The organism is Pseudomonas auratipiscis, assembly GCF_036324085.1.
Classification (GTDB): domain Bacteria; phylum Pseudomonadota; class Gammaproteobacteria; order Pseudomonadales; family Pseudomonadaceae; genus Aquipseudomonas; species Aquipseudomonas auratipiscis.
Window position 1 is genome coordinate 1 of sequence record NZ_JAZDCU010000030.1, and the last position, 25508, is coordinate 25508.

The following is a 25508-nucleotide window of genomic DNA, read 5'->3' on the forward strand; positions in this document are numbered from 1 at the left end:
TCTCGTTTGGATGCTGGTCTCACGGTGTCCAAGGAGAACGAGGCACTCACTATCAACGGAGTGACCTTTGACTTCTCCCGCCTTGCCGAGGGCTCGACGTTGCCCGCCGATTCGGTAGGTAGCGGATTCGTCATTGCTCCGGTAGAACGCATGAGTGGGCGCCTAGTCCTTACCCTCATGCTCCCGCACGCTGCTGATGCGTCGGAATCGGTGCGCTTTCCAGTCGATATTCATGACGCCGCTGACGGTCCCGTTCATTTGCCGGGGCTCGATATCGATCCGGCTCAACCGATAGCAACCAATGGCGTAATCGACTGGTCACAGGTCGTCACTCAGGAAATGAAAGCCCAAGCCGCCATTGATCAGCATCGTGCCCTGGTAGTCGCCGAGGCTGCAGCACGGCGTGCAGTGGCTGATTCCGCTATTGACCCGCTGCAGGATGCTGTCGATCTCGATGAGGCCACAGAGGCAGAAGCGGCTGAGCTCAAGGCCTGGAAAAAATACCGCATTGCGTTGATTCGTGTGCCGGACCAGCCAGGTTATCCCGATACAATCGACTGGCCAGCGCCTCCCGCCTGACTTATTCCGTACCCAAAGCACCCGCCATCGAGCGGGTTTATTTTTGCCTGGAGAAAAGTGAATGCGTACATCGCAACGAGGCCTAAGCCTCATCAAGTCCTTCGAAGGCCTGCGGCTGCTCGCGTATCGGGATGCTGTCGGCGTTTGGACCATCGGCTATGGCGCTACTCGAGGAGTGAAGGCCGGCATGTCGATCACCAAAGAACAGGCCGAGCGGATGCTGCTCAACGACGTGCAGCGCTTCGAGGCAGAAGTCGAACGCCTGGTGAAGGCGCCACTGAGTGGCAATCAGTGGGATGCCTTAGTCAGTTTCACCTACAACCTCGGCGCGGCCAACCTCGAATCGTCGACGCTGCTGCGCAAGCTCAACGCCGGTGACTATGCGGGAGCTGCCGAGCAGTTTCCGCGCTGGAACAAGGCGGGCGGTAAGGTGTTGCCTGGGCTGGTGCGTCGCCGCGAGGCTGAGCGGGTGCTGTTTCTGGAGGCAGCATGAGCGGCTTGGCACTGCGCGCTGTCGGCGCCGGTCTGCTCATTGCGCTGGGCATGGTCGTCGGCACTTGGGCGAGCACCGGCCACTTCCGGCCGCTGCTCGATGAACAGCAGGATCAAACGGCCACCTGCAAGGCCGCCAGGGACAACCTTAGCGGCCTGGCAGCGGAGCAGGGCAAGGCCCTAAGTGACCTGGTTCTGGCCGGAAGCGAGCGCCAGGTCATGGCGGAGCTGGCAATGCAGGAGGCAACTGCTCGAGCACAGGATGATTTCACTGCAGCCAATCGCCTGCAGCAGGATCGCACCGGCGGCGACCAGTGCTCGGCGGCCGCCTCGGTCATTGATCGGGAGCTTGGCCTGTGAACGACAAAGTCGACAGCAAAATATTCCCGAATCTATTCCTGGTAGTGGCGGTAGCGCTGCTGGCCGCCTGTGCGGGGAAGGTTGAGCCGGAGATCCGAACTGTGCGCGTCGAAGTACCAGTGCAGGTGCCGTGCCGCGCGCCTGGCGTTGCCATACCGCCTTGGGCTGCCTCAGGGCTGCGTAAGACCGACAGCCTAGAGATAAAGGTGAGGGCGCTGCTGGCAGAGCGCTTGCAGCGGATCGGGTATGAGAAAATGTTAGTGGCGGGCCTAGCATCTTGTCGATGAGCGGCAACTAATTAATTCTGGCTCCATTTGATTGCCCGTTAACTATGCTCTAAAAATAGGGTATTGGGGTATACAGTGGAGCTAGCCAATGTCCCGAGACTCCGTAGAGACCTTTGGCCGGTTTGTATGGGAGTACAGCTGGCTCATAGCAGACGCTGTGATGGTCTTCATAGTCTTCAGCATGCTATTAGGATATGGGGACCTTGATGCACCATTCAGAGTGTTGTTGCGTGGGATGGTGGTCGGTCTATGGTTCTACATATGGGTTTCTGGATTCCATATCTTGCTTTATATCCGTCATTGCGATGATGCCCCCAATCCGAGAAAGCCTGGGATCATGCCTTGGTGGAAATCGTTCCCGTGTTACTTGATAAAGGGTGGAATTATCGGAGTAGTACTATGGTGGGCAGACCAAAATGGATTGCTTGATTTGGTGGTCTGAGTTAACGACCGCTCGTGGACCAAGCAGTGGAAGGCTTACGCCGATACCCTTCGGCCTCTATTGAAAGCGGCGCAAATGAATTTTTGTAGGGCTTTTCGTTTGGGTGACGTGAAGCTGTTCTTTCCAGAAGTGAAAGTTGTGCTATCAAGTTTAGAGAAAAAGTTCAGCTGAGAAACCACGGTCGAGGAACTGTTCAATGGATGCTGGTCTATTGATTTCTGCAGTGTGTGGAGCCATTTCAGTGTTTCTGATCTTGGGGCTTATCTTTAATACCAAATTCCGCAGAGACGTACTTGGAGGTCAAGGCGAAGCGGCACTCTTTGGGGTTATTACAGCCAAGGGAGCGGCGATCATAGTGCTTTGTGCACTGTTCATCGGGGGGATGCTATATCCGCTTTCGACTTCTAACCTGGAGTGCAGAGGGGCTATTGATAGTCTGAAAGCTCAGTTGGCAGAAAAGTTAGCATCTCGCGTCCAAGATGCAGATAGGTCTTCAGACATAGATGCGCTACGCGGGATCATCAGCCGCCTTATGGAATCTGCTGAAAAAATTAACAAGTCGTGCCGTTGAGCTTGTTGGCTTTTCATTTTTTTGGAATTGGGCCCGACAGGGGTGAGGATATGAAGCATTTGGACGAAAAGCTCGCCACTGTCGAGCTGCTGGTGAAGCAAGCAATAGATGATGCTCTGCACCGATACTTCTCGGTCTACTGTAGAAAATTAGTTCCACTAGTTCAGCTCGAATGGTGGCATGAGGTGCCAGCCACTATCGGCGACGGCGGCTTTGGTTCATGAAGCCGCGCGAGGCGAACTTGCCCCAGGGGCTGCTCAACGAATTGTCGCCATCACCGATAACGGCGATCGAGGGCTGGTTGCCCTGAAAGCCCGCCCAGCCCATGTAAAAGCAGTGCTCGCCACAAAGCAAAAGACGCGGCCAGCTCGGGCGCGTCAAGGCAAGACAGAGCTCACTGGTGAGTTGGTGATTCTGAACTGGCCCCCGATGCGCTGGGGTGACTGTTCTGAAGTAAGCCGTGAGGTTTTTTCAAGCTAGCTGGGGAAGGTTGCGAGTGTCCATGAGGCGCCTACGACCCATTGCTGCACTTCGTGAAGGACAGCTATCGGCCAGAAGCTGACATTCAGACAAGTAGCGATTCGTGCATTTAGACAAAATTCGTAAAGACGTGCGATTCACAGGCTGTTGTTTTCCAATTAATATGATCTTCTCTGTTTCGACTGAGCGCTAGCATTGATGGAGCTGCAACCTCATAAATTAACCATCGACAAGGACGTAAAATGAGCAAACTTATTTACGAGAGACACCTCAATACAGCAGAAGATTTCATGGATTTTTTACTGCCATGGTCTGCGCAACATAAAGATATTAATTTCAAAGATTATATTTTTCGGGGGCAGCGTAATTCCGATCATGCGTTGACTCCGTTTGCGCTGAGAGAAAATGCGCGGGAAGAAATGCGCAAGAAAATGAATATCTTTTTGGAGGCTCATCCCGAGCAGACGAATTCACCCTATATATTGGCGCTAGTCGAATACCAGCTCATCAGAGATTTTTACCGACAAGCCGACATGCACGGTCTTCCAGTGCCGCCCTCAAAAACCCTGCGTAACCTCCATTATAAAAAAACCGAATTCACTACTATGGCGAACTGGATTGAAGATGCAGTTTGGCTTCCTGATGATATGTTGGAAGCTGCTGCACTGGCACAGCATTACGGTGTACCAACTCGTTTGCTTGATTGGAGTTACAATCCTTTTATAGCCGCTTTTTTTGCGACTCTCCCCAAGTTGGAAGGCCGGGATTCAGGATTCAGGCGCGAGGGGAGTTTCTGTATCTGGGGGCTCAATACGGAAGCATTGGGAACATTGCACCAAACTTACGAAGCGGTAAAGTTGGAGTCGATGTCCGTGCCTTTTCCAGAGTTCCCACTGAAGCTTGTAACGCCACCATACGATGGAAATCCAAATTTAGCAGCGCAACAAGGACTGTTTACTCATTGGGTGAGCCAGCCAGGTAGTATCAAATCGTTGATGAGCACCGTGCCGTATAATATTAACCAAACTAATCACGGCCTGGAGAAACAGATTGAAGGATTCTTTACATCGCTAAATTTTACCGGCATTGACCATATGCTTCTCAAGGTAACATTGCCAAACACCGAGGCTGAGAAGGTAGCCCGCTATCTTAGAGACCAAGGCTATGGCCCATCAAGACTGTTTCCAGGATATGAGGGGGTAACACAGGAAATAAATGAACGAATACATTTCACCCGCATGCGGAAGGACGAGCAAATTTAACGGTAAGCTTCAAAATTCTTAGTTCCGCGCCACCGTACTTTCACGAACTTTTGGAATTACAGTAGTCAGGAAGCGGCAGCTTGGCTCGAACACAGATCACCTTCCGCTATGGGTCGTTAGCCGACGTACGTGACTGACCATCAACGACCCAAAGCTGTCATGCGCATAGTCTTCACAAGAGCCGTTTTTACATCTATGAGTACCTCGAAGCCATACTTCCGGTCATCATATTATCTGTCAACATCATCCTTAAATCCCGCTTCCTTCCTTTAAAGGCGCTCCCTAACCAAGCCCTCCACGTAAGATGCTCTAAGTCACACAAAACGTGTGCATCCAACGTATGCAAGAAATCTCTTTGACCTCATGCTTGGGCGCAGGCCGAAGGGATACATGCTGTTGAGCTATCGACGCCTCGGGTTATTGTGCTTTGCTGGTCATGGCTGCGTCACCTGTTGCGTGAGAGCTGGCACGGAGCGCGGCAGATCGACAAATTACGATTTCCCAACGACCTCGAATTCATTGGGGTGCAGGCCCTTCTAGCCCCGCACAACTGAAGCCGACTTTTTGTCCTTCCTTGAGTCTTTTGAAGCCGCTTCCGTGATTGTTCTTAAGTGTACGAACAGGTCGTTGGGGCCGGATTCAAGATTATGAAGCCGTAGCCTTTTCATCGTTAAACCATTTGACGGCGCCGGTTTGTAGCCAGAAATGGTGGTGGACTGCAGGTGATGCGCTGGAGTGCTTAAGGCCGAAAATGGCCTTGTGATCATGCATCTAGGGCTGGAGGGGGCCATAGAGAGCATCAACGCTCAGCTACGCAAGATCATCAAGGCCTGGGGCATTTCCCGAATGATGACGCAGCGACCAAATTGATCTGGATGGGGCTGCGAAACATCCCCGCAAATTGGGTCTCAGCGGCGCATGATTGGAAGAGTTCGATGAATCAATTTACTCAGTATTCATTTGCCCTCTGGCTCTACCGCGTTCATTAAAACTACCTTCCTCTGCAACTGATCCACATGCACTTTCTCCGCCCGCAACGCTGAACGCAGTTCCCTATTCTCCGCCTCATGAATACGCGCCCAACGCAGGTTCGTACGACAATTGGCGATCACCGTCCACACCTTCTGCAGCTTGAGGTAGTGGGCCAACAGCAGTACAGCAATCACCACCATCATCACCAGCGCCGCTGTCGAAATCATATCCGTCGTAGTCATGCTCAATCCTTTCGCTAGGTCATTTATTCCGAAGACAGCCAAAGGATATGTAGTGATTTTTGACACGTATAGATTGTAGACTTGTACAGGTAAACAAATCATGCACATGGACGGCCCATGAAACGCACTCAAGAGATCAATCAGGTCCGCTGGGACCTGGCACTTCGCTATCGCTTGATCGAGACCGTGGCTTGGTGGGAAGGCCGCCTGACCACAGGCCACCTGATGCAGAGCTTCGGCATCAGCCGCCAGCAGGCGTCCAAGGACATCAATACCTACATCGCCGAACATGCGCCTCAAAACCTTACATACGACAAGCAACTGAAGGGCTATGTGCCGAGTAAGCACTTCAAGCCGTTGTTCATCGACGACAGTGCCAATGCTTACCTGCAACTGCTGAACCAGACCCACTCGCGAGCACCGCATGTGGAGGGACTGGCGCTGGCCTATGCACACACCAAGGTGCTGGAGGTACCGGACCGTACGATTCGTCCAGAGGTGCTGAGACCGCTGCTCAAGGCATGCCGTAATGGAGAGGTGATTGCCATTGAATACGTGTCGTTGGCCAACCCGGTTCCGGAGACGCGACTGATCTCGCCGCACACCTTGATATACACAGGCATGCGCTGGCATGTTCGGGCCTACTGCGAGAAGAACCGCAAGTATCGAGATTTCGTGTTGAGCAGGTTCCGCGGGGAGCCGGAATTCGAGCGCATGAGCGAGAACCTGATCAGCGATGACGAGGAATGGAACACCCTCATCGATGTGATCATCGAGCCAGATTCGCGACTGAAGCCTGACCAGAAGGCGATCATCGAAGTCGACTTCGGTATGGACGATGGCGAACTGGTCATTTCGACGCGGTGCGCGCTCGTAGGTTACGTGTTGCAGCGCTACCAGATCGATCCGAAAAAATTAGAGCCCAAGGCTTCAGCGCAGCAGATCGTCGTAAAGAACCTGGAGACATTGACCCCTTGGCTCTATGTATAAGCTCTATCGCAGGAGATACGACCGTTGAATCGTGGCCAGTGTGCAGACATATGTAAAGTTTGCGACGCACCAAGGTGCTAGAGATGTGCGGCGCTTCGACGCCCATTGACTCACTGGTCGAAGCTCCACATCGAGTAGCCCAAGGGGTAAGCACCTCTCTCTCCCGGCCCCAGGCTCGAACGCCCCCTCTCGAACTGCAAGGGCCTTTCCAACAACCCCAGGTATGCACCCGTGCCTCAGCTCTCACAACCTACATGGATTGTTTACCTGTACATGTAAACACTCTAGATACGCCCTTAAAGCCTACATATCGTGCCTCTGTCCTGACACGGTTGACCTCATCGCGTCAGGGCGCCGAGTCAAACCCAGCAAGCCAAATTACCCGAAAGGAACAAGCCATGAAAAATCTCCTGGCAGCCATTGGGCTCGTGGTGGTGATCAAGAAGGGCTACGAGTTGTACCGCGAATACTCGGAGCTAAAGCGCGCCCATTCGGCACGCGAGGAGGCCTAATCGAGAACGGCCTGCGCGTAGCCGATATCGTCTAAAGTCAAAATGGCATTGCGCCATCATCCGAGTTAGCATGTCGCAACTCGCTTAACCTAGAAAAGGATCTTCCATGAGCGTTAGCGCCTATCTCCGCGAAAACCTCGGCTCTATCTCTTCCAAGAACGTTTCCGTTGCTCCGGGGATTGACGAAAAAAAGCTGAACAACGCACTCAAGGCATTTGCATACAACGGGTTGCCTGGAAACGTCGTGGCGTTGTTCGACAACACCCTGTTCGGCACTGCAAAGGACGGCCTGTTGTTCACTGGCGAGCAGGTGATCTACCGCTCCGGGTTTGCCGACCCGATCCATTTCCCCTACGAGGGGATCCGCAGCGCCAAGTACACCCAGATGCACACCGGAAGCATGGACAAGCTCGAACACGCCCTGATCATCGAGCGCAAGGACAATAGCCAACTGGTCATCAAGGACCTAAGTGATTGCGACTATGCTGCGCTCGCATCCGTGCTGCAGGGCGTTATCGAAAACTTCACGGATTTCCAGGACGAGAAGCAGCTCATCCCGCTCGAAGAGATGGACGAAGCGGTCAAGGTGGCTTACCTCAAAGTCATCGTGAACATGGCCTACGACAATGACGAGGTCATCGATGAAAAAGAGTTTGCGGAGATCCTGCTGTTGATGACGCGGCTGGACCTGGAACCCGAATCGCGCTTCACTGTGCGCGCCTACATGACTGGTTTCAACCAGGCGGCACCGCTCGAAGCGCTGCTCGCGGAGCTGGACAGCCATTGTCCACGGGGGCAGATCAGACCGCTGCACATCTCGCTGACCAAAGACTTGATCAACCTGTACTTCTCCACTGGCGGCAGCTCGCTGGATACCTTCGGCTTCCTGCAAAGAAATCGCGCGCTCTTGCAGGTCACCGACGACGAGATCGATCTCGCCGTTGCGGCCATCCGTAACGACCACAGCATGCTGAAGGATGATGTCACCGATGACCAAATCGTCAGCGCACTGAAGCTCCTTTCGGCGAAGGCCGCGGCTGTCGGCACTCCACTGGCCGCGGTGTATCTCTCGGGTTCGGTGGTGGGCATGTCAGCGGCCGGGCTTTCGTCCGGCCTAGCGACTCTGGGCATGGGCGGTATACTCGGCCTGTCGGGCATGACCGCGGGAATTGGTGTGGCCGTGTTGCTCGGTGTGGGCGCATATACAGGTATGCGCAAACTGACGGGTGCAGACGAGCTCACGCGCTCGAAGCGACGCGAGCTGATGCTGGTCGAGGTCATCAAGCAGACCCAGGCCACGATCTCGCTGTTGATGCAAGACCTCAACCACATCACTGATCGGCTGAACCAGGCCCTGGCCGAGCATGGCGAGCAAGGTCAAATGATTCAGCGCGTTACCGCCATGATGAGGCAGATGACCGGAGCCGGCACAGTGCTGACCAACAAGTGCGAAGCGACCCAGAGCAGCGCGACCAAACTGAGCTGCGCTCGTTTCCTCGACGACGCCAAGCTCAAGACGCTCACCAAAGAGCCTACTAAGGCAGAGCTCTACGACTTCATCAGGTCGTTCTACGAAGAGCGCTCGTTCTCCCAGGAGAAAGACGGCCAGCAGATCGAGACGCTCAAGCTTGCGATCAAACCAGGCGTTTCGCCGAAGGCACTGGAGAACCTTGCCCGAGCTTTCGAAGCGGTGGGTTATTTCAACGTCAGCGATGTACTTGTCGGCGGCGCCGCCGATATCGCAGACAAGGCCAAGGGCAAGCTGCTCGGTCTGTTCTCATGAGCAAGAAGGATGCGTGGACCGAACAGGCCCAGGCGATGCTGGTGCAAAAGTACCAGTTAAACGCCGCGCAAAACCACTTGGGACTGGTCGATGGTGCACTGCACAACCTGCAGGCGACGCAGTCACAGAGCCGCCAGCATCTCGAACTGATGCTGTTCGAAGCTCAAACGCTGGTCGAAGGAAATCAGGTGATTTTCGAGGTGGATGACGACGATGCGCTGCTTGTCGAGAGCAGCTATGTCGTACAGGAAAACATCCTGAGCGCCGGCACGCCGTTGCCAAGCCTCGACTTCATCGACATGAATGGCAACAGCGACTGGAGTGGTTACCTAGACCAAGTCACTGCCTATGCCCAGCGGCAGCGAATCGAGTTTGGCCACGACCCGTTCCGCGACATGATGAGCACAAGCCAGCGCATTGCGCTGGAAAAGCGCATCCGCGACGAGTTCTCGTACAAGGGCGCTCACTGCGACAAATACGACTACATGATCGCCGGTACCTGCGGCTTGATCGGCGGCCTGGTGGACGTTCTATTCGTCGGCCTCCCCGGTCAGGGGGTACTCACCCACTTTACGGACGACATGACCGATAAAACGGTGCAGAAGTTTGCTTCTTGGAACGGTTGGCAGGGCCCCAACAAAGGCAGTGACCCGGTAACCAGTGCCATTGGGTTCCTTGAAAGAAAGTACAAGGTCAACTACGACCATCGGCACGGGGGCGATGTCGGCGGCCTGTTCAAGATGAGTACGCGCAACCACCACATCAAGAGCCTGGCGCATTCTCCGGACCTTGTCGGGTTGTTCTTCTCGATACTCGATCAATTCACCAGTACCGCACATTTCGTCGATGGCGGCCGAATCATCAGTGTCGATACCAATACGTTCGAACTCCAGGGATCGAACCTGGTGGCCAAGCTGTTCTGTGGTTTCATGAACTGGCTGGGACACCTGTTCTCGGATGTGGCCGGTTCCTCTGGCGCGAAAACACGGGGATCGGGTATTCCGATTCCGTTTTACTCGCTACTGCAATTCATCAACATTGGCGAGTTTGGACAGCATCGGCAAACCTTCGCCACGATCGCCGTCCAAGTATTTGAAAAGGGCTACGACCTACGTCATGGCCTGGCACTGGCTATTCCGGTGATGCTTAGCGAAATGTTGACCCGAGTGATGTGGGTCGTGAAGCAGCGCTTCTATCACGAGAAGGAATGGGCCCAGTGCATTCCATCGGCCACCAACCCCGAACTTCAGCGAATGTTGCTGGTGGCGCACGGCACGCTTTGCGTAGTAGATGGCGCTGATGCGGCGATTCGATCGGGCGGCGACATGATCCAGTTCATGTTGCGCTCGAACCTTATTGCCTGGGCGCGCTTCGGTACCCTAGCACTCAAGGAACTCAACTCCTGGTACCAGGAAGGAAGGCTCGACATCAAAGCCGTCGACACTTACCTGGATGGTGAATACGAGCGACTAGCGGCGAGCGTATGAGAGATTCAAGGAATGAAACTCTGCTACAGATTTTCAAGGGAGGCCACCTGACTAATGTCCGTGCTGTGGCCTGATCACAGGCCATCCAATCCGGTCCTAGCGGACGGAAGCACCAGACAGCCACAACTCAGAACTTTGATATTTATAAAGTTCGCGCCCGCGGCCCTACCCTCCGGATCGCGGGTGATGACGCAGGCTAGAAAACATAGCTTTGGAGCAAGGTCAGCTTTGGGTCGTGTACAGACTTTCAGGGTGACGGCAACGATGGATTGAAGGCACTGTAGTATTCCTAACTCAGATCCGGATTGCACGGACATAAGCCTGACAAGCCTCGACGGACCGCTGGTCAGGTCATCCAAACGTTTCCAGCCCGCAACGCCCTAACTTGAAGCGATGGATCACTGAGGGCACGGATGATGGATTTTGATATGGCGGCGTTTAGAAAGAGAATGGCTGCTGGCGAGCCGCTGGTGAAGCAAGCAATGGACGCTCTGTGCCTGTATCACAAGGCCCGTGAATCGTCGGCAAGCCAAGAGGAGCTGAAGTGCCTACTGGTTCAGGCTGAATATTTGTTTCAAGCCGTGCGAGATTTCCAGAATGGAGTGCTCGGCGCAGATGGGGCTACCTGTCACTGAGTCGGCTGAACCAGCCTGACAACATCCGCCGCTATCGCCCGAGGCCAGGCAGCCACCCGCGCCGCCATGGTGCTCTCCCACTTGCTCGCACGGGCTGATGAGAGATCGGGAGAGCTGGCGAAAGCTCTTGATAGCTCCAGAGTATCTGGGCAGCAGTGTGAGCGAGAATATGACGGACTAATCTGGGTCCGCTGATGGTTACTGATACGAACAGTAGGACTCCAAGATGGCAGTGGCTAATATTTATAGGATCCCGAATACAACCTGCAGTAAATTGTAATGTTGGGCATAATGGCGATTTTGCCTTGCGGGAACCTTTGATGACTCGTAGAGATTTTTTGATTTCAGCTGGCGTAATTTTTGCGTTTTCCTCTGTTCCATTTTTACGCAAGCTGTCTTCCCCGAAGCCTCTAACCCTAACAAATGCTTATAGCCTTTGGTACAACCGTCCTGCAGTTGCGGAGTTAGATGGAGGTTTTTGCGTTGGATACGTCACATCTTCAGGCGAGGTGACAGTGGCAGAAATAACCAATGATTTGTTGATCAGGCGGACGGCGAAGCTTCACAAATTTTCTGACTCCAGCGATCATGGCTCGCCTTCTCTTATTAAAATTCCAAGCGGCAAATACGCCGGCCGCGTCTTAGCGTGCTTTAGCAATCATGCATCTCCGATGCTAAGTATTCGCAGCAAAAGTCAAAATGACGCATGGTCGTGGGGTGAAGCTAATGTAATAGATTCTGGAAGGGCGACCTACGCGTCACTGGCGGCTCTTCCGGATGGAAGGGTGCTACTCATGTACACACTGCAGGAGCGGATAGGACAGTACTCTAACGGCGAATGGAGGCGTGTTGTTTCTAGATACACCAGAGATGGAGGTGACTCTTGGAGCGATCCGGTTGTTATTGCTGGTTTTGGGGCGGGAACATTTCCATACTCCACGCCTTTGTCGTCGGCTGCGGATGGCAGGTGTGCTATGGCATACGCGATCTACTCAAGTTCTACCAAGAAACATCGTGGACTGACTGTAGTGGTTACGAATGACGGATTTATTAATAAAGTTGAACATGTAATCAATCTCGGAGAAAAAACCGGACTCGATACTATCCCTTATGAAACAAGGTGGATCTCAGGGCGCGATATATCCGTTTCGTATACTGAGATGAATGCTGGAGGTGATAGAGGTATAAGCAGGATTGTGACTATAGATTCAGAAACTGGCAAAGTCTATTCAAATAAACAGATAGCAGAGTCTGCGCTGCATACGTATGCAAGCGGCGCAGCGATTGGACTAGATGGAAAGAGTGCAGTGACGGCTCCCGTTGCAGGTGGTCTCGCTCGTCATGACCTCGAAAGTGGAGAGATCCATAGCATAGTCGACTCAGGTTTTTTTTCTATGCCATGGGTATTTCATATACAAGGAAGGAAAATGCTGATGACCCTTCGAAATCCAATGATCATAACTACACGAGACTTCAAGGCTGATATTTACATAAGTGAGATTTAGCCTTAAGTTGGCATATATAATAAGGTCAGTTAGTTTACCTGTCGAGGCCATGGCGCCAGGCGCCGACACGAAGTAGACGACAGCGTGCTCTGCGAAATGCTCGAGCTCGTCGATGCCGCCAAACTATGGGCGCTAACTGAGCACGATGAGGTATCGGCAATTGGCCTTTTTGACAATCAAGAGCGGGATGAGCCTGGAGCGCCGTGGGTTCGCAAGGCTAAACCGTAGCTATAGTAAGAGGGCGCGGCAGAGTGTGCGGATGAGGATTCTATTTCGGTAGATGTGTAGTGCCAGCAAATCTAGGCGTAGTCCTCTTATTTTGATTGTTGCGCCTAGATATGTGGGCGTTATTGAAATTTATTTAATTTTGATAGGGTCGGCAGAACGCCGGAGAGGTAGCGTGTACAGAACGTGAATCACACCAGTTAACAGCGTGTACTTCTGTACGTCTTATGAGACAAACGTGAACAGCTGCGGGCGGCTCAACGTATTGGTTTTACTGGCTTTGCCAGTGGCAACTATGATTTAGGTTCCAGTGTGCCTAGCGCGGAAACCCTGCGCAAAACCTCCGCTGGAAGCCGCGGGTTTTCGTTTGCAAAACTACAGAAAACAGTCCTTTTGGCTATGCCTCTGGCTAGCGTAAATCCTTTGCAATCAATAGCTTACTGGTCATTGGTCCGCTGCATGGGGTGCAAGGGGTCGAGTGTTCGAATCACTCCGTCCCGACCATATATTTCAACGACTTAGCCACCTTCTGGTGGCTTTGTTGTTTCTGGCCTCAGTGACTTTTCGAGTGACTTGGCCTTTTTCTTCATCCCGATCTCCTCTTCAGAATCGTCAGCACTGGTCCGCGCGAATCAGTGGCTGATACCATGTTTGCCGCCTCGATCAACTGGCCAAGCTCGGCACCCGAGTAGTGGCTGGTAATGCTGCCGTTCTTGTGCCCGAGCAATGCCTTGCGGTCGTCCTCGGTTACACCAGCTGCTTTCAGGCGACGACCGAATGTGTGCTTCAGATCGTGAATCCTGATGGAAGCGTACCCAGGGTGAGCCTGGAGGTGAAGGTGAGGGCGCTGCTGGCTGAACGTCGGCAGCGAGCTGGCTATGAAAAGCTACTAGAGGCCTCCATCGGGTCTTGTCGCTAGCTTCCCTGCCAAAGCCATAAGATGTTGTTCATTGACCGTAGGCTTGGATCAGCCCTGCTGCTTGCTCATGCTTGAGCTTGGCAGCGTCGTATACGAAGTAAAGGTAACCATGTTTCGGGATATTTAGATAAGACATCACAGGTTTCACTGTCTCGTATACCCCAAGCACCGCGATAACTCGCTCACAATATGGAGTTGCGGATGACTTGGTGCCCTCGACAGCCGCATATCCATGGTGTCGGACGTTATCAGCAGCGTTATAGGGGTTCTCGTCCGGCCTGAAGATCCTTGGCATTTTTTCTCGCAGCGTTTGATGGGGGCTTTACGCTATCACACCCAAAAGCTGTTGGCGCTGATACTGGTGGCCAGCGGCTGCGCGACGTGGCAACCACATTCGCCGCCACCGTCAGTTGCCCCGCCACGGATACCGCCGCTATCGCCCGAGGCCAGACAGCCACCCGCGCCGACATGGTGCTCTCCGACTTGCTCTCACGGGCTGATGCTCGAGCGGGAGAGTTGGCGAAAGCTTATGACCGAGCCCGAATAGCTGGGCTTGCCTGCGAATCGTCCTATTCTTCCCTGGTCAAATGGCTTTTCAAATGCGGGACAGCTGATGGGACTTGTATGTGCCTGTTATCAGCTTCTGCGCCGGCAATTGAAAGCTCTGGAAGCTCTCGAGAAATTTTGGGATTCGGGCAATTTGGAAGGGGTTCCAGCTTCTGTCGCATTTGGTTGCTTACATAACCACTACCCATCAATAGCAAAATCCATATCAGCGTGAGACCAACTGTCAGAGTAGGGCGTTTCCTTGACCAATGTCTCTCCCATCCCAGTTCATCGGTTCCTAATTGGCGTTCGCATTTACGCAAATACTTTCCAGCCTCAACGACGTGGAGGTAGGTGAGTATTCCAAAGGCAAACGATGCAGCAACGAAGGCTGGAGGGATCCAAATAGCGAAGAGTGCCATGTCTTTCGGAAAAGCAATGCAATCATTGGCACCTGAAAACGCACCGACTTTAGAGAGTAGCCATGCATACAAGACGGAGCTGGCGATGATGGAATTCCTGAACAAAAAACCAATTCTGGCCAGAAGTGCGGAAATTTCAGCCTTTAGTTGCCTGAACTCCTCAAGATGAAATTCAAACTGTTTTTCGTTCATGCGGCCTCCATCGGAGCACGAGCAACGCGTGCCTCGCAGAAGTCAGTGTAGATCGAAAGCAGTAAGCCAGAATTTGTGTGACCAGACCTTGAAACGCCGGTCTGGATTGCGAGCTCACCTACACTGTCCGGGAAAACAACAGGGAGCAGGGCATGAAGAGCCTGAAAGAAAAGATCGACGCCGGTGAGCCACTAGTGCAGCAAGCCATGGATGCTCTCCGTCGGTACCCGTCAATGTAAATCGGCGAGAGACGCTCGCGTAATTTCTTTAGAGTGCTGGTCAGAAACATGTCGCGCTTGGCTTGTTAGGTGGACTCATCAGTACGCGTCGGAGCTCCGACCTCTACCGCTCGAAGCAACTCGGGTAAAACCACCCCCGCACCTCCAACCAGCATTATCTGGTTCGCCCTATCTAATCCAACGTCTTCAAGGTTTACATGGATCACGGTAGCCCCGGCCGCTAGGGCCATGTCCGGAATGCCAGCAGCCGGCCTGACGACGCCTGAGGTACCTACTGAGATCAGCAAGTCACAGCTTTTCACAAGTTGTACTGCTGACCGCCAGGCGTCTTCCGGTAGGCATTCCCCGAACCAAACCACTCCAGGACGAAGCTTTCCGTTGCATTCGGCGCACCGGGGCGGCTCGATCAAATGTCCTTCTTCAGGAATCTCCAGCCGAACAGGCTTTACCTTCGCTGGCCTGTGGCAGGAGAAACACTTCACGTCCATCAAGCTGCCGTGAAGGTGAAAGACGGGACTGGATTCCGCTCGCTCATGCAAGTCATCGATGTTCTGAGTGACGACGGATACGTCCCAGCCAGCGTTGGCTAACCGAGAAATGGAAAGATGGGCTAAGTTGGGTTTGGCTTGGCAAACCTGGTGTCGGCGCCAGAGGTACCAGCTCCAGACGAGAGCTGGATTCTCTCGGAAGGCGTCAGCTGTTTCGAGACGCTGAGGGTCGTGCTTCGTCCAAAGCCCAGTCAGCTTGTCGCGGAACGTCGGTATTCCACTTTCAGCGGAGACGCCGGCGCCCGTAAAAAAGACGATCTTCTTGGACGCGTGCAAAGCGTCAGTAGCTCTTTGCATGTTGTTCATGTGAAAGACCTGCCCTCCGCAGGGATTACCCGCTTCCAGTAATACGGAAACCGCACCCTCACTACCAAGGGACGGACTCACTATAAGCAGCGGGTACGAAAATCACCAGATTTCCGCCGCCGTTGATGGCTTCTGGCCAGTGGCTGCTGAGCCTTAGTAGCGATTGGTCTAGACTGCTGTGATCAAATAGCAGGGAGCTGAATCATGGATGACCTGGACGAAAAGATCGCCGCTGGCGAGCCGCTGATGCGGCAGGCGATGGACGCACTCTTCCGCTACAACGAGTCCAAAGGCCGTGCTGCGCCGGAGGTGGTGGAGCGATTGCATATTGAGGCTGAGTCGCTGTTTGGGGCAGTGCAGGAGCACCAGCGGCGCTCGTTGGGGTTTCCTGACTACCCGCTCCACTGACTCAAGTAACTCAGGCTTGTCTATGCGATCGCCTCGCTGTTTCTGATTCCCGGCTGTCAGTCTATCTCGCCGCCCCGGGTGGCGGCAGCGGCTTGGTTTATGGATCCCCGCGAGGCGAATTTGACCCAGCGACTGCTCAACGAATTGTCGCCATTACCGGTGATGGTGACGAAGGATTGAAAGCTCTGCAGACTGTCAGTCGTATGTCCGAGAAAACGCCCAGTGAGCCGGATCATTCTCGGGTCGCTTTTTTTATTGTACTTGATATATTTGAAACTTTAATTTCTGCCTCTGAACGGGCATTCTCTAGGAATTCAGATAGTGGCTGTTCGTAGAAGTTAAGTTTTAGATCTATCCAGATTTTCGCTAAGAAAGTGTGTAGGTCCGTTATTTCGCTCCAGACGGCCTCAGATATGAATGGCCTGCTGGCATAAGCTATTTCATCGGCGGAGCTCATTTTCACTTTTAGATCGTTAATAGTGTCTTCTAAGTATCTGCTTTTTAACTCGATTGCGCGCTCGCAGTCATAGTCCTCAATTTCTGATCTGTCCACGCTGTACAAGTCGGCGAGGGTCCAAGGATTAATGTCATCACTTATTCTGTTTAAAGCTATCACGGAAAGCGATATTGATGTCCAAAGTTTCTTATAGGTGTCTATTTCGTCTTTTGCCAGGACGGCATGAAAGCCTTTGAATCGCTCAAGATTGTATTCGTATTTTGCTTTTAGTAGTTCTAGCTCTTCGGCGGACTCTGTGCGTATTGTTTCTATGCGGTTTGAGATTATCCCTTTAAAAGCTTCCAGTCCAAAGGTTTTGAAAATGGCGAGAACTCCAATTATTAATCCGCTCCAGGCAATATAACCGTTTACAGTATCCATAAATGAATTCATGTTAGTGTTCCCCGCTTAAGCATAGATCGCCGAATAATCTTCAGCTTAGCCAGACTTTTCCAAGAGGCTCACCGTGTCCGGTTCTGAATGAAAACAGCTATGGGAGGCTAGGGCTTGGTTGACTGTGCTACAGCAAGGGGAGCGAGAGTCTCGCCTTTTGAGTCCTTTACTGACCTGATCAGAAATTGAGGAGTTGGATCATGGATGACCTGGACGAAAGATCAACGCTGGCGAGCCGCTGATGCGGCAGGCGATGGACGCGCTCTTCCGCTACAACGAGTCCAAAGGCCGTGCCGCGCCAGAAGTGGTGGAGCGATTGCGGGTGTGGAGGCTGAGTCGCTGTTTGGAGCGGTGCAGGAGTACCAGCGGAGATCGCTGGGGTGTCCTGAGTACCCGCTCCACTGATCAGCTCTTGAGGGCCGTCTGACTTTCCACTTGTCAGAAATTCCCTTCCAACAAATTGACCGCAAGGCTTTCAAGATATTAACTGTATATTCGTACAGTATAGGAAGTCGTGCGTCATGAGCTATTCCATAGTAGGCCCTGTTGCGGAGGGCGGCCTAAAGCTGCCATTGTGCCTGTTCCGTGTCCCGGCCGGCTTTCCTTCCCCGGCAGCAGACCATATCGAGGCCCATATTTCTCTGGATGAGGTCTTGAACATCAGGGCCCCACATGTCTACCTGGTGTCCATCACCGGTGAGAGCATGCAGGGCGTCGGTATCTTTGAAGGTGATCTGGCGATAGTCGACCGTTCAATTGAGCCTGCTCATGGCCACATTGTCGTGGCGCTGCTCAACAACGACCCAGTGTGCAAGCGGCTCTGTATTCGCGGCAAAGACGTGATCTTGCTGTCTGAAAATCCGAAGTATCCACCCAGGTATGTGCTTGAGGGTGATGAACTCTCAATCTGGGGAGTGATTACCGGCAGCGTGCGCAGTCATGTCTAAGCCGCCAGTCTTCGCACTGATCGACTGCAACTCGTTCTATGCGTCCTGTGAGCGGGTATTTCGCCCAGACCTGGCAAAGGTCCCGATTGTGGTCCTGTCGAACAATGATGGTTGTGTCATTGCCAGGAGCTACGACGCGAAGCCGTTCGTGAAAATGGGTGAGCCGTATTTCCAGATCAAGCAGAAGCTGAAGCAGCACGGCATCGTCGCGTTCTCGTCCAACTATGCGCTGTACGGAGACATGAGCGAGCGGGTTATGAGCCTGATCGAATCCATGGTCCCGGGCGTGGAGGTCTACAGCATTGATGAGGCCTTCGCCGATCTGACCGGCATCACTGGACTGGACGAGCTGGGGCGCCGAATTCGGAGCCAGGTGCTGCGCTGTACCGGCATCCCGGTCGGTGTTGGAATCGCCGGGACAAAGACCCTGGCCAAGCTGGCGAACCATACAGCCAAGTGGCTACTGGCGCAGACCGGAGGAGTGGTCAACATCTGCGACCCCTTCAAGCGCGACTGGGTACTGCGCAACACGGCAGTGTCAGAGGTCTGGGGCGTAGGCAGGCGGATGAGCGCGCACTTTGAAGGCATGGGTATCAAGTCGGCGATGGACTTGGCCAAGGCTGATCCCTGGATGCTACGGAAGAAGTTCAGCGTTGTGGTGGAGAAGACCGCCCGGGAGTTGGCCGGCACGCCCTGCCTGGAACTGGATGAGCCGAACCCGCCGAAGCAGGAGATTTGCTGCAGCCGCATGTTCGGCAAGCGCCTCCAGGAGTTGCCCCCGATAAAGGAAGCGGTGGCCACCTACATGATGCGCGCTTCGGAAAAGCTCCGGGCCCAGGGCTCGGTGTGCAAAAAGCTACGGGTCAGCATCCGCACTGGCATGTTCAACCCAGACGAAGCCAAGTATGCCAATGGCGTGATTGTTGACCTGCCGTACCCGACCGATGACGTGCGACTGCTGACGAAGGCTGCGGTCGATGCGCTCGACAGGGTGTTTCGGCCCGGCTTCAACTACAGCAAGGCCGAAGTACTGCTGCTCAACCTTTGCCAGCGCGGCGAATACACAGACGACCTGTTCGCCGCAGCGCAGCCTGCCGAGGCTACGAGGGTCATGGCGGTGCTGGACCAGATTAATGAACGATGGGGCAGGGGAACGCTGCGGGCGGCGAGCGTACCGGTGAACCCCGATTGGGGAATGCGCCGCGAGATGATGAGCCAGAGCTTCACCACCAGACTTGATCAGCTGTGGAAGGTCTCGTGCAATTGAGTTTTGAGCGGTCGGCAGGACACCGGGGAGGTAGCGTGCACAGATCGTGAATCACGCCAGTTATCAGCGTGTACTTCTGTGCATCTTTTGAGACAACGTGAACAGCTGCGGGCGGCTCAACGTCTTGATTTTACTGGCTTTGCCAGTGGCGACTATGATTTAGGTTCCAGTGCGCCTATCGAGGTTCGATTCCCCCGTCAGGACGCCGCAAAAGGGATAACAATCTCGTACCAATTTATGTACCAATCGCTGTGTTTTGGTAGGTTGGCGAGAGTGGCAGGGTGTGACGAAAGGCCCGGTTTTATTGGCTTTCGTCACACGCAGGAACTTAGCTAATCGCAAAAACATCTCTGGAGTATGGCCAAATTGCTGTGGATAGCCTTTGGTTGTTACTGCCTGAGGCAGGATGGCCGCCCGTGCCGTTATGGTGCTCGAACGGTAGAGCTGTCGAAAGCGTATGACCGAGCCAAAATAGCTGAAGAGCTTTGCAAGCTGGAGTACGAAGCTCTCAGTCATGACGTTGCTGCTCTTTCCTCTGGCTGAGAAATATCGCGGGAAGGTTTAGTCGCGATCCCACGCTTTTAATAGTTAGATCAATTTTGCGCTAAGCCTTAGTAGGTCCGTATTGGATAATAGTTTTCAGGGAATGGCGATGGTAGAAGCGCCATAAGTTTCGGCTTTAGCTCCCGTTGAACCTTATAGTAATCATATTCTGGCATGCTTCGCAGAGGCGAGTCGCGTGGGACTTCAGAATACGAGGCTGTTTGGATGCTTTTGTATTTAGAAATCGACCGGAGGCCGACTATATATTCATTATAGATAGTTATCAAAAATTCCCGGTGTCCGTTTTCATAAAGCCAGTAACCTTCATTTCTCGATCCGCCTATACATTCGTTCGCATAGGTTGCCGCTTTCTTTCGTATATCCTGCTCCTTTTCCCATGCTAGGTGCTTTTCCTTTTCGCACTCCAAGTAAGTGTCGCCCGTATGTTGGTTGTACCATTCGAGTACGTGTGCAATAAATCCGTTTCCATCAGGGTTTTTAACGATGGATTGGCCTGGATGATCTTTGGCCCACTGCCTCGCTTCTACAGCAGTCTCAAATAATAAAGTTGTCATCCGCTTTACCATTCTCGGATTGAGATTGAATGAGCCGGTAGAACTTTCGCGCATGCCCGCCTCACCAAAAATATTCTCCCAGTCACCCATGTCGTAATCCCTTATTATCTTGATCTCTCTGGATAAAGCTCATCGGTCAGGTTTTCTAGCGCGTCGATGTACTCAGCTAGCGGATTTTCTCTGCAATATTTTTCCAGAAACGCCATCGCTCCGTCTACGTCAGTGTTTCCTAAAATGTTTCTATTGTCTGTAAGGTATTGATTTAGTCCGGTAAGGTAGCCTTGGGTATATGTGAGATAAGTGTTCCAGCTATTTCGGTTTTTGTGATATGTAGCTTCGTTTGCTGCAGTAGTAAATTTCCCGCAGCTTTCAAGGCCGCGTCCGATTACGGAGTAAACACCGTTGGCGTCTTAAGCATTGGTTTGGGTTGCAACTAGCGCGGTAGCTAGCAAGCTCGCATTGATGTAGAAAGTTTTTTTGTGTCCCTGCAATGCTTCCTCCTTAAGCTTCTTTCAGTTGAGCTTCGCAGTCCGGTTTGCTGTTGATGTAGCAGTATTATTGGAGATGGTCAACTGAGGTCAACGACTGTTCGATGATCATATACTGCGGCCGTCCTGAACCTATATTAAGACTGCCCATTCCTGCATCCTCTACCGGCGCTGGTCCAGGTGCGTGGAGTGGTTACAGCTGTGCAGGGTCGGCCTGCCACTGATCGGTGTCGGTGTGGGTTGATATATAAAGAAAGGGAATCGGTCGGCGGAACGCCGGGGCTGGCAGTGCCAGTGACTTTCGAAGTAACTTTGTCCGTATCTATTCGGTTTCGTTGGGCATCGTTGCAGCGAGCACCAAGGAGAAAAGCCCGTGATATCATGCCGTTAAGCTGGCTTAGCATGCATGGGTGCAAGGGGTCGAGTGTTCGAATCACTCCGTCCCGACCATTATTTACTGAGTAAAATCAGGCACTTAAGCCGGTTATCTAAACCGGTTTTTTTGTGTCCGCGCAAAACATGCGCAAAACTATCTGGCGAAATCCCCGATATCCAGGTCAGCTTCGACCTCGGACCACACCACATCTTCGTGCCCTTTCTGGTAGTTCCTGGTCATGCCTTCGGTAGCATGCCCGGCGATCTTCTGCCCGTCTTTGCCTGCTCGTTTGTACAGCTGAAGCGAGAGGGCGCTTCATGAAACCCTGGCATCTCTGATCCGACCATGGAGCGGAACACAACGTCATGACCCGGACCATCAGCGTCGGTCAGTCTGCTCGTTCGCTTCGTTACCTGGCTGGCGCGTAAGGAGTTCCGATGGCAAAAATTAAAATCGCGCAGAATCCAACCTTCGGCGCAGCGGTGCAGCTTTCGCGAGTCGGCTCCGATCCGGTGGAGGTTGGGTTCGAGTTCCGCTACTTGGACCGTATCGCGCTGTCCGAGATGTTCGATCGCTGGAACAAGGCGCGTGACGCCTGGGCGGAGAAGGCGAAGATCGATCTGGTGCGAACCTGCACTGGTGCGACAAAAGCTGTCGTCGACGCCTTCCAGAACGCCTATAACCCGGCACGCTTGGAAACTGAGGGCGGCGGCTCGTGCCTGCTATGAGCGTGGCCCAACCATTGAGTAGTTGGTGATGAACTGCCCGATCACATGCAGGTGCTCATCAGAGGGGCCAACATTGTACTGGCGTTCCCAGTCGATGGTGAGCGACGGGCGTGGTTCAAACTCGTCAGTCCTACTCAAAGTACCTCCTAGGTCATCGGTGCCCCAGTCCATGGGCTTGCAGGCAACGGACTGGGGCAGTTCGTTAGAGGCACAAAGCTACTACGACGCCGAGCCGGTCTGGTACTGGCTTTCCATCCAGGTTTGAATGCGGGCTCAGTGATGGTAATTTGATGGCGTCAAAAAATATCGTCCACTAGGGAATCGCACGATGAGCTCAGGGAAACAGTGGTTTACAGCTAAGTATCGCCATCAGAAGCCTGGACAACAAAGCTCCACCGCTGGCTCAAAACAGTTTTTTGTTTTCAGTCATCAAGAAGCAATCGACCAGTGCCGTAATGAACTAGAAGCAAAATACCCTGGATACATCATCACCGTTTCTCGCGGCTAAAAGATTGGCGTGAAAGAGCCCAGCCCAGTGCTGGGCTCTTTGCATCTGGTGCAAACCTTCCGTTTGACTGTGGTAGATTCCTGGCTTCAACATGGAGGTGCCAATGAGCAACAGAGGGAAGGATCGCCAAATCGACAACATTGAATTCAACGTCAGCGACATCAAGCGCAGCAGGGATTTTTACGGCGCGGCGTTCGGTTGGAGCTTCGTCGACTACGGCCCGACATATACCGAGTTCAGTGACGGTCGGCTCACTGGTGGATTCACCACCGGCGAGCAAGTCAGGCCAGGTGGCCCGCTGGTTATTCTGTATTCGGACAACCTCCCTGACGCCCAGGTCAGAGTGGTGGCTGCAGGTGGAAAGATCAGCCGAGAGGTGTTTTCGTTCCCTGGCGGCAAGCGATTCCACTTCGTCGACCCAGATGGCTATGAGCTTGCTGTCTGGACCGCAGCAGACTGAGGGGGACGGAGCCCAGGCCCGCCCCGAGAGGTTTTGTGCTTGGTCTCCTACATACAGCTGTGGCGTAGAGTGCTTGGTTGGACGCACACAACCCATTACAGATATTAAGTTGTACTCTTCCGTTAAAGCACATCGGCTCTGGAGCAACCATTGTCGGGTTAGGTCCCCAACATCCAGCGGGAGTCCGGTGGTAGGGGCTGGTATAGGCATGTTTGCTGGCTGAAAATTCCCACCATTGCTAGGTATTAGTGAGCCGAAGGCCCTGCCAATATTGGTGTCGCGCCAGCATGAAGTACCTACAGGAGCATACCCATTAACCTGGCAACTAGTTATTGGTGTTCCGCAGGTACTGGAGGGCTGCATACCTAGCGCAGCAACGAGTGGACGGTCAATTACAGTCGGTGAAATATTTTACCGCCCCCGCCGGGATGGCATGATTTGTTGAAGTAGGGGGCTATGCTGAGCTGACACCTGATGAGGGGTTTCAGATGGCAAAGTGCAAGAAGTGCGATGAAGAGCTGAAGTTCGATCTGGACGACACAAAGGACCAGATTGAGGTGGTGTGCACGAAGTGCGGGGCTAGGCATCAGGTCAGGTGGGTCGCTTCATCACCCTTGATCCCTGGGCCGCGGTTTGATGTGGTTCTTCTGGATGAATGATGCCAGACAGCGTCACGCTATTTAAGCAGAAGTAGCGAGTGGGCTTCTTGATGAGCATAAGGCTTAAGCTTGCAGCGTTCCGTTGAACACGTCGAGCGACTCGTAGATCACCCAGCCGCCCTCGCTGGCGTCGCCTTTGTTGAGGCGCCGGCCCGCTGGCGCTGTTCGTCCAGCGTTGCGGACAACTGGCCAAGCTCGTAAACCTGCACGCAGTAGTCGAAGACCTGGCCAAGCGGGATTTGCTTCCTGAGTCGCGTGCGAGTGGCGCCGAGTGGCACATCGCGGAAATCGATGCGCACTTATCCATTCCACCAGATCACCATCAGAAAGGGGTTCAGAGCGTTCACTGCATGGATATGCCCGATGATGACCTTGCCCTTGCCGCTGGAGGGTGCGGTTTGAACTCGAACGCGACCTGCCATCGAGTGCCTGGCGCTTCCCGGTAGCCAGTTGAACGACACGGCGGTGCTCGGCAGCGTTTGCCGGCCCTCCGTTCGCGGGTTCTTCGAGCAACCGCTGATGCCACCCTGGACTGAATACCAATAGTAGGTGTGTCCGTTCAGGTCGATCCAGAAGAGCTCTGGCGGCAGCTCATCCGGATAAAGATAGACTGTACCGTGCGCCGTGATATTGCCGAAGTTCTGCAAGGTGACTTCCTCATTTGTTTTCGGGATTGGATTTCACAGGGCGTCAGCGCTACTGCTGTCACGCTAATGGGGATAGTTCGTCGCGTTGGCGTGATTCAGTGGCGCTGGAGTTGGCTACGCTTAACGTATCGCAGAGAGGTGCGCGTTATGAGCGAGCTAGACAATAAAGAGACGCTAATGTCGGGTTGCGCGGGCTGCGGGGAATCAATGGACTTCGATCCCGATGACCCAAGGCCTGAGTTTGAGTTCCAATGTGAGCACTGCCAAAAGGTTAATATCGTGATTTGGGGGGTAGGTGAGCCGCCCCACTGGTATACGGAAATCAAACCAAATTCACGCGATGCCGATGCTTCGGCGCAATAGGTGTGAGTGATTAAGCCGCCTTCAGCAGCGTTTCAATCACTCTCTGGCCAGCCAGCGGCGGTACTGCGTTGCCAGCCATGTGCATGGTCAACCGTGATTGTTCGGGCGTTGGGTATTGGCTGGGAACGACTGCGCGGCCAGGGCTTCGTTGGTGGTGAGCATCCGCATGCGTTCACCATCGACCAGCGCCCATCCGTCCAAGGGGTGAAGGTGCCAATTCACGGCTTCGGGCCAATGGTTTGCCGCCCAGAGAACCTGGACGTCTGCGGCGCGCGCGCCGGTGCTCCATCCGCCGAGGCCGGCGAATCGGTCGATTGCTGCGGGCATTGAAGTATCTCGTGGTTATAGTTCTGTCAGACCAATAGAAGTGGTTGTGGAACAAAGAACACTCGACGTTGTGGTAAGCGAGTTCCGGAGAGGCCTAGAAGATCTTGTGAGTAGTGGCTTCTACTTCAACATCAGCATCACTAAGCAATTTCCACATGCGTCATGCGACGACTCCTCTCGATTGCTCGCGGCGTATTTGACTGATCACGGGTACCTCGGGGCTTTGCGCATCGATGGGAAATGGGGCGACCGCGATGGTGAGTTGGGATCGCATGTTTGGTTGAGCCTGCCACGCCGACTCATGCTCTGCTCAAGGTTGTTGGCCAA

General features: G+C 53.5%; 23 protein-coding genes and 7 pseudogenes. 21 read left to right on the forward strand and 9 right to left on the reverse strand.

The genetic code is table 11. The annotated features are described in order from the left end of the window. From V0R60_RS25740 to V0R60_RS25775, 7 genes and pseudogenes are all read left to right on the forward strand, one after another. The coding region (locus V0R60_RS25740; RefSeq protein WP_330080277.1) for a tail fiber assembly protein at window positions 1-579 on the forward strand (579 nt) is incomplete at its 5' end. A 61-nt stretch (window positions 580-640) separates the two neighbouring features. Next, on the forward strand, window positions 641-1072 hold the full coding sequence (locus tag V0R60_RS25745; RefSeq protein WP_330080276.1) for a lysozyme: 432 nt from the start codon (window positions 641-643) through the stop codon (window positions 1070-1072). Next, the gene (locus V0R60_RS25750) at window positions 1069-1431 is read left to right on the forward strand and encodes a hypothetical protein (RefSeq protein ID WP_330080275.1); all 363 of its coding nucleotides are present in this window, start codon (window positions 1069-1071) and stop codon (window positions 1429-1431) included. The genes V0R60_RS25745 and V0R60_RS25750 overlap by 4 nt, the downstream gene beginning before the upstream one ends. Before the next feature lie 925 nt (window positions 1432-2356). Beyond that, on the forward strand, window positions 2357-2731 hold the full coding sequence (locus tag V0R60_RS25760; protein WP_330080274.1) for a hypothetical protein: 375 nt from the start codon (window positions 2357-2359) through the stop codon (window positions 2729-2731). Window positions 2732-2781: 50 nt separating this feature from the next. After that, entirely contained in the window at window positions 2782-2955 is a 174-nt protein-coding gene (locus tag V0R60_RS25765; RefSeq protein WP_330080273.1) for a hypothetical protein, read from the forward strand. Window positions 2956-3453: 498 nt separating this feature from the next. Next, window positions 3454-4473, forward strand: a complete 1020-nt coding sequence (locus V0R60_RS25770) for an FRG domain-containing protein (protein WP_330080272.1) — start codon at window positions 3454-3456, stop codon at window positions 4471-4473. A gap of 786 nt (window positions 4474-5259) precedes the next feature. Next, window positions 5260-5462, forward strand: a pseudogene (locus V0R60_RS25775) (transposase); the annotation flags it as partial. On the opposite strand, the gene V0R60_RS25780 reads toward V0R60_RS25775, so the two are convergent. Beyond that, on the reverse strand, window positions 5430-5687 hold the full coding sequence (locus V0R60_RS25780; protein ID WP_330080271.1) for a hypothetical protein: 258 nt from the start codon (window positions 5685-5687) through the stop codon (window positions 5430-5432). The pseudogene V0R60_RS25775 and the gene V0R60_RS25780 overlap by 33 nt on opposite strands. A gap of 117 nt (window positions 5688-5804) precedes the next feature. On the opposite strand from V0R60_RS25780, the gene V0R60_RS25785 reads away from it, so the two are divergent. From V0R60_RS25785 to V0R60_RS25810, 6 genes and pseudogenes are all read left to right on the forward strand, one after another. Next, window positions 5805-6677, forward strand: a complete 873-nt coding sequence (locus V0R60_RS25785; protein WP_330080270.1) for a helix-turn-helix transcriptional regulator — start codon at window positions 5805-5807, stop codon at window positions 6675-6677. 618 nt (window positions 6678-7295) lie between these two features. Next, a complete protein-coding gene (locus V0R60_RS25790) occupies window positions 7296-8972 on the forward strand; it encodes a hypothetical protein (RefSeq protein ID WP_330080269.1) in 1677 nt (558 codons plus the stop codon). Continuing rightward, window positions 8969-10459, forward strand: coding sequence for a hypothetical protein (locus V0R60_RS25795; RefSeq protein ID WP_330080268.1), 1491 nt, complete (start codon window positions 8969-8971; stop codon window positions 10457-10459). Before V0R60_RS25790 ends, V0R60_RS25795 begins: the two co-directional genes overlap by 4 nt. A gap of 413 nt (window positions 10460-10872) precedes the next feature. Next, entirely contained in the window at window positions 10873-11094 is a 222-nt protein-coding gene (locus V0R60_RS25800; protein ID WP_330080267.1) for a hypothetical protein, read from the forward strand. Between the two features lie 24 nt (window positions 11095-11118). After that, window positions 11119-11289 (forward strand): annotated as a pseudogene (locus tag V0R60_RS25805) (DUF2514 family protein); the annotation flags it as partial. A gap of 125 nt (window positions 11290-11414) precedes the next feature. Then, the gene (locus V0R60_RS25810) at window positions 11415-12599 is read left to right on the forward strand and encodes a BNR-4 repeat-containing protein (protein ID WP_330080266.1); all 1185 of its coding nucleotides are present in this window, start codon (window positions 11415-11417) and stop codon (window positions 12597-12599) included. A gap of 811 nt (window positions 12600-13410) precedes the next feature. On the opposite strand, the pseudogene V0R60_RS25815 reads toward V0R60_RS25810, so the two are convergent. Next, window positions 13411-13650, reverse strand: a pseudogene (locus V0R60_RS25815) (tyrosine-type recombinase/integrase); the annotation flags it as partial. Between V0R60_RS25815 and V0R60_RS27115 the strand changes: the two are divergent. Together V0R60_RS27115 and V0R60_RS25820 are read left to right on the forward strand one after the other, a co-directional pair. Continuing rightward, a pseudogene (locus V0R60_RS27115) lies at window positions 13648-13743 on the forward strand (hypothetical protein); the annotation flags it as partial. The pseudogenes V0R60_RS25815 and V0R60_RS27115 sit on opposite strands and share 3 nt — an antisense overlap. 342 nt (window positions 13744-14085) lie before the next feature. Continuing rightward, window positions 14086-14328: pseudogene (locus V0R60_RS25820) on the forward strand (DUF2514 family protein); the annotation flags it as partial. Here the strand turns inward: V0R60_RS25820 and V0R60_RS25825 are convergent. Together V0R60_RS25825 and V0R60_RS25830 are read right to left on the reverse strand one after the other, a co-directional pair. Next, on the reverse strand, window positions 14313-14903 hold the full coding sequence (locus tag V0R60_RS25825; RefSeq protein ID WP_330080283.1) for a hypothetical protein: 591 nt from the start codon (window positions 14901-14903) through the stop codon (window positions 14313-14315). The pseudogene V0R60_RS25820 and the gene V0R60_RS25825 sit on opposite strands and share 16 nt — an antisense overlap. Window positions 14904-15207: 304 nt before the next feature. Continuing rightward, window positions 15208-15996: an SIR2 family NAD-dependent protein deacylase gene (locus tag V0R60_RS25830; protein ID WP_330080265.1), complete on the reverse strand. Its 789-nt coding sequence runs from the start codon at window positions 15994-15996 to the stop codon at window positions 15208-15210. Window positions 15997-16200: 204 nt separating this feature from the next. Here V0R60_RS25830 and V0R60_RS25835 point away from each other — a divergent pair, with 204 nt between their 5' ends. After that, on the forward strand, window positions 16201-16404 hold the full coding sequence (locus V0R60_RS25835) for a hypothetical protein (protein WP_136475532.1): 204 nt from the start codon (window positions 16201-16203) through the stop codon (window positions 16402-16404). A gap of 232 nt (window positions 16405-16636) precedes the next feature. Here the strand turns inward: V0R60_RS25835 and V0R60_RS25845 are convergent, their stop codons facing one another. Further along, window positions 16637-17293, reverse strand: coding sequence for a hypothetical protein (locus V0R60_RS25845; protein ID WP_330080264.1), 657 nt, complete (start codon window positions 17291-17293; stop codon window positions 16637-16639). 521 nt (window positions 17294-17814) lie between these two features. On the opposite strand from V0R60_RS25845, the gene V0R60_RS25850 reads away from it, so the two are divergent. Both V0R60_RS25850 and umuC read left to right on the forward strand, forming a co-directional pair. Beyond that, the gene (locus V0R60_RS25850; protein ID WP_136475534.1) at window positions 17815-18240 is read left to right on the forward strand and encodes a LexA family protein; all 426 of its coding nucleotides are present in this window, start codon (window positions 17815-17817) and stop codon (window positions 18238-18240) included. Beyond that, complete coding sequence (gene umuC / locus V0R60_RS25855) at window positions 18233-19507, forward strand: translesion error-prone DNA polymerase V subunit UmuC (RefSeq protein WP_136475535.1); 1275 nt, start codon at window positions 18233-18235, stop codon at window positions 19505-19507. The genes V0R60_RS25850 and umuC overlap by 8 nt, the downstream gene beginning before the upstream one ends. Window positions 19508-20118: 611 nt before the next feature. On the opposite strand, the gene V0R60_RS25860 is transcribed toward umuC, so the two are convergent. Both V0R60_RS25860 and V0R60_RS25865 read right to left on the reverse strand, forming a co-directional pair. After that, a complete protein-coding gene (locus V0R60_RS25860) occupies window positions 20119-20715 on the reverse strand; it encodes a hypothetical protein (protein WP_330080263.1) in 597 nt (198 codons plus the stop codon). 927 nt (window positions 20716-21642) lie between these two features. After that, window positions 21643-21824: pseudogene (locus tag V0R60_RS25865) on the reverse strand (integrase); the annotation flags it as partial. 102 nt (window positions 21825-21926) lie between these two features. On the opposite strand from V0R60_RS25865, the gene V0R60_RS25870 reads away from it, so the two are divergent. The 3 genes from V0R60_RS25870 (at window position 21927) to V0R60_RS25880 (ending at window position 23185) form a co-directional block, all read left to right on the forward strand. Further along, complete coding sequence (locus tag V0R60_RS25870; RefSeq protein ID WP_136475538.1) at window positions 21927-22217, forward strand: phage tail assembly chaperone; 291 nt, start codon at window positions 21927-21929, stop codon at window positions 22215-22217. Between the two features lie 328 nt (window positions 22218-22545). Beyond that, a complete protein-coding gene (locus V0R60_RS25875) occupies window positions 22546-22725 on the forward strand; it encodes a hypothetical protein (RefSeq protein ID WP_136475539.1) in 180 nt (59 codons plus the stop codon). 103 nt (window positions 22726-22828) lie between these two features. Beyond that, window positions 22829-23185, forward strand: a complete 357-nt coding sequence (locus V0R60_RS25880) for a VOC family protein (RefSeq protein WP_136475540.1) — start codon at window positions 22829-22831, stop codon at window positions 23183-23185. A gap of 958 nt (window positions 23186-24143) precedes the next feature. On the opposite strand, the gene V0R60_RS25885 is transcribed toward V0R60_RS25880, so the two are convergent. Both V0R60_RS25885 and V0R60_RS27120 read right to left on the reverse strand, forming a co-directional pair. Further along, window positions 24144-24491, reverse strand: a complete 348-nt coding sequence (locus V0R60_RS25885; protein ID WP_330080262.1) for a polysaccharide lyase family 7 protein — start codon at window positions 24489-24491, stop codon at window positions 24144-24146. 373 nt (window positions 24492-24864) lie between these two features. Next, window positions 24865-25055 (reverse strand): annotated as a pseudogene (locus tag V0R60_RS27120) (DNA cytosine methyltransferase); the annotation flags it as partial. Window positions 25056-25508 lie beyond the last annotated feature (453 nt).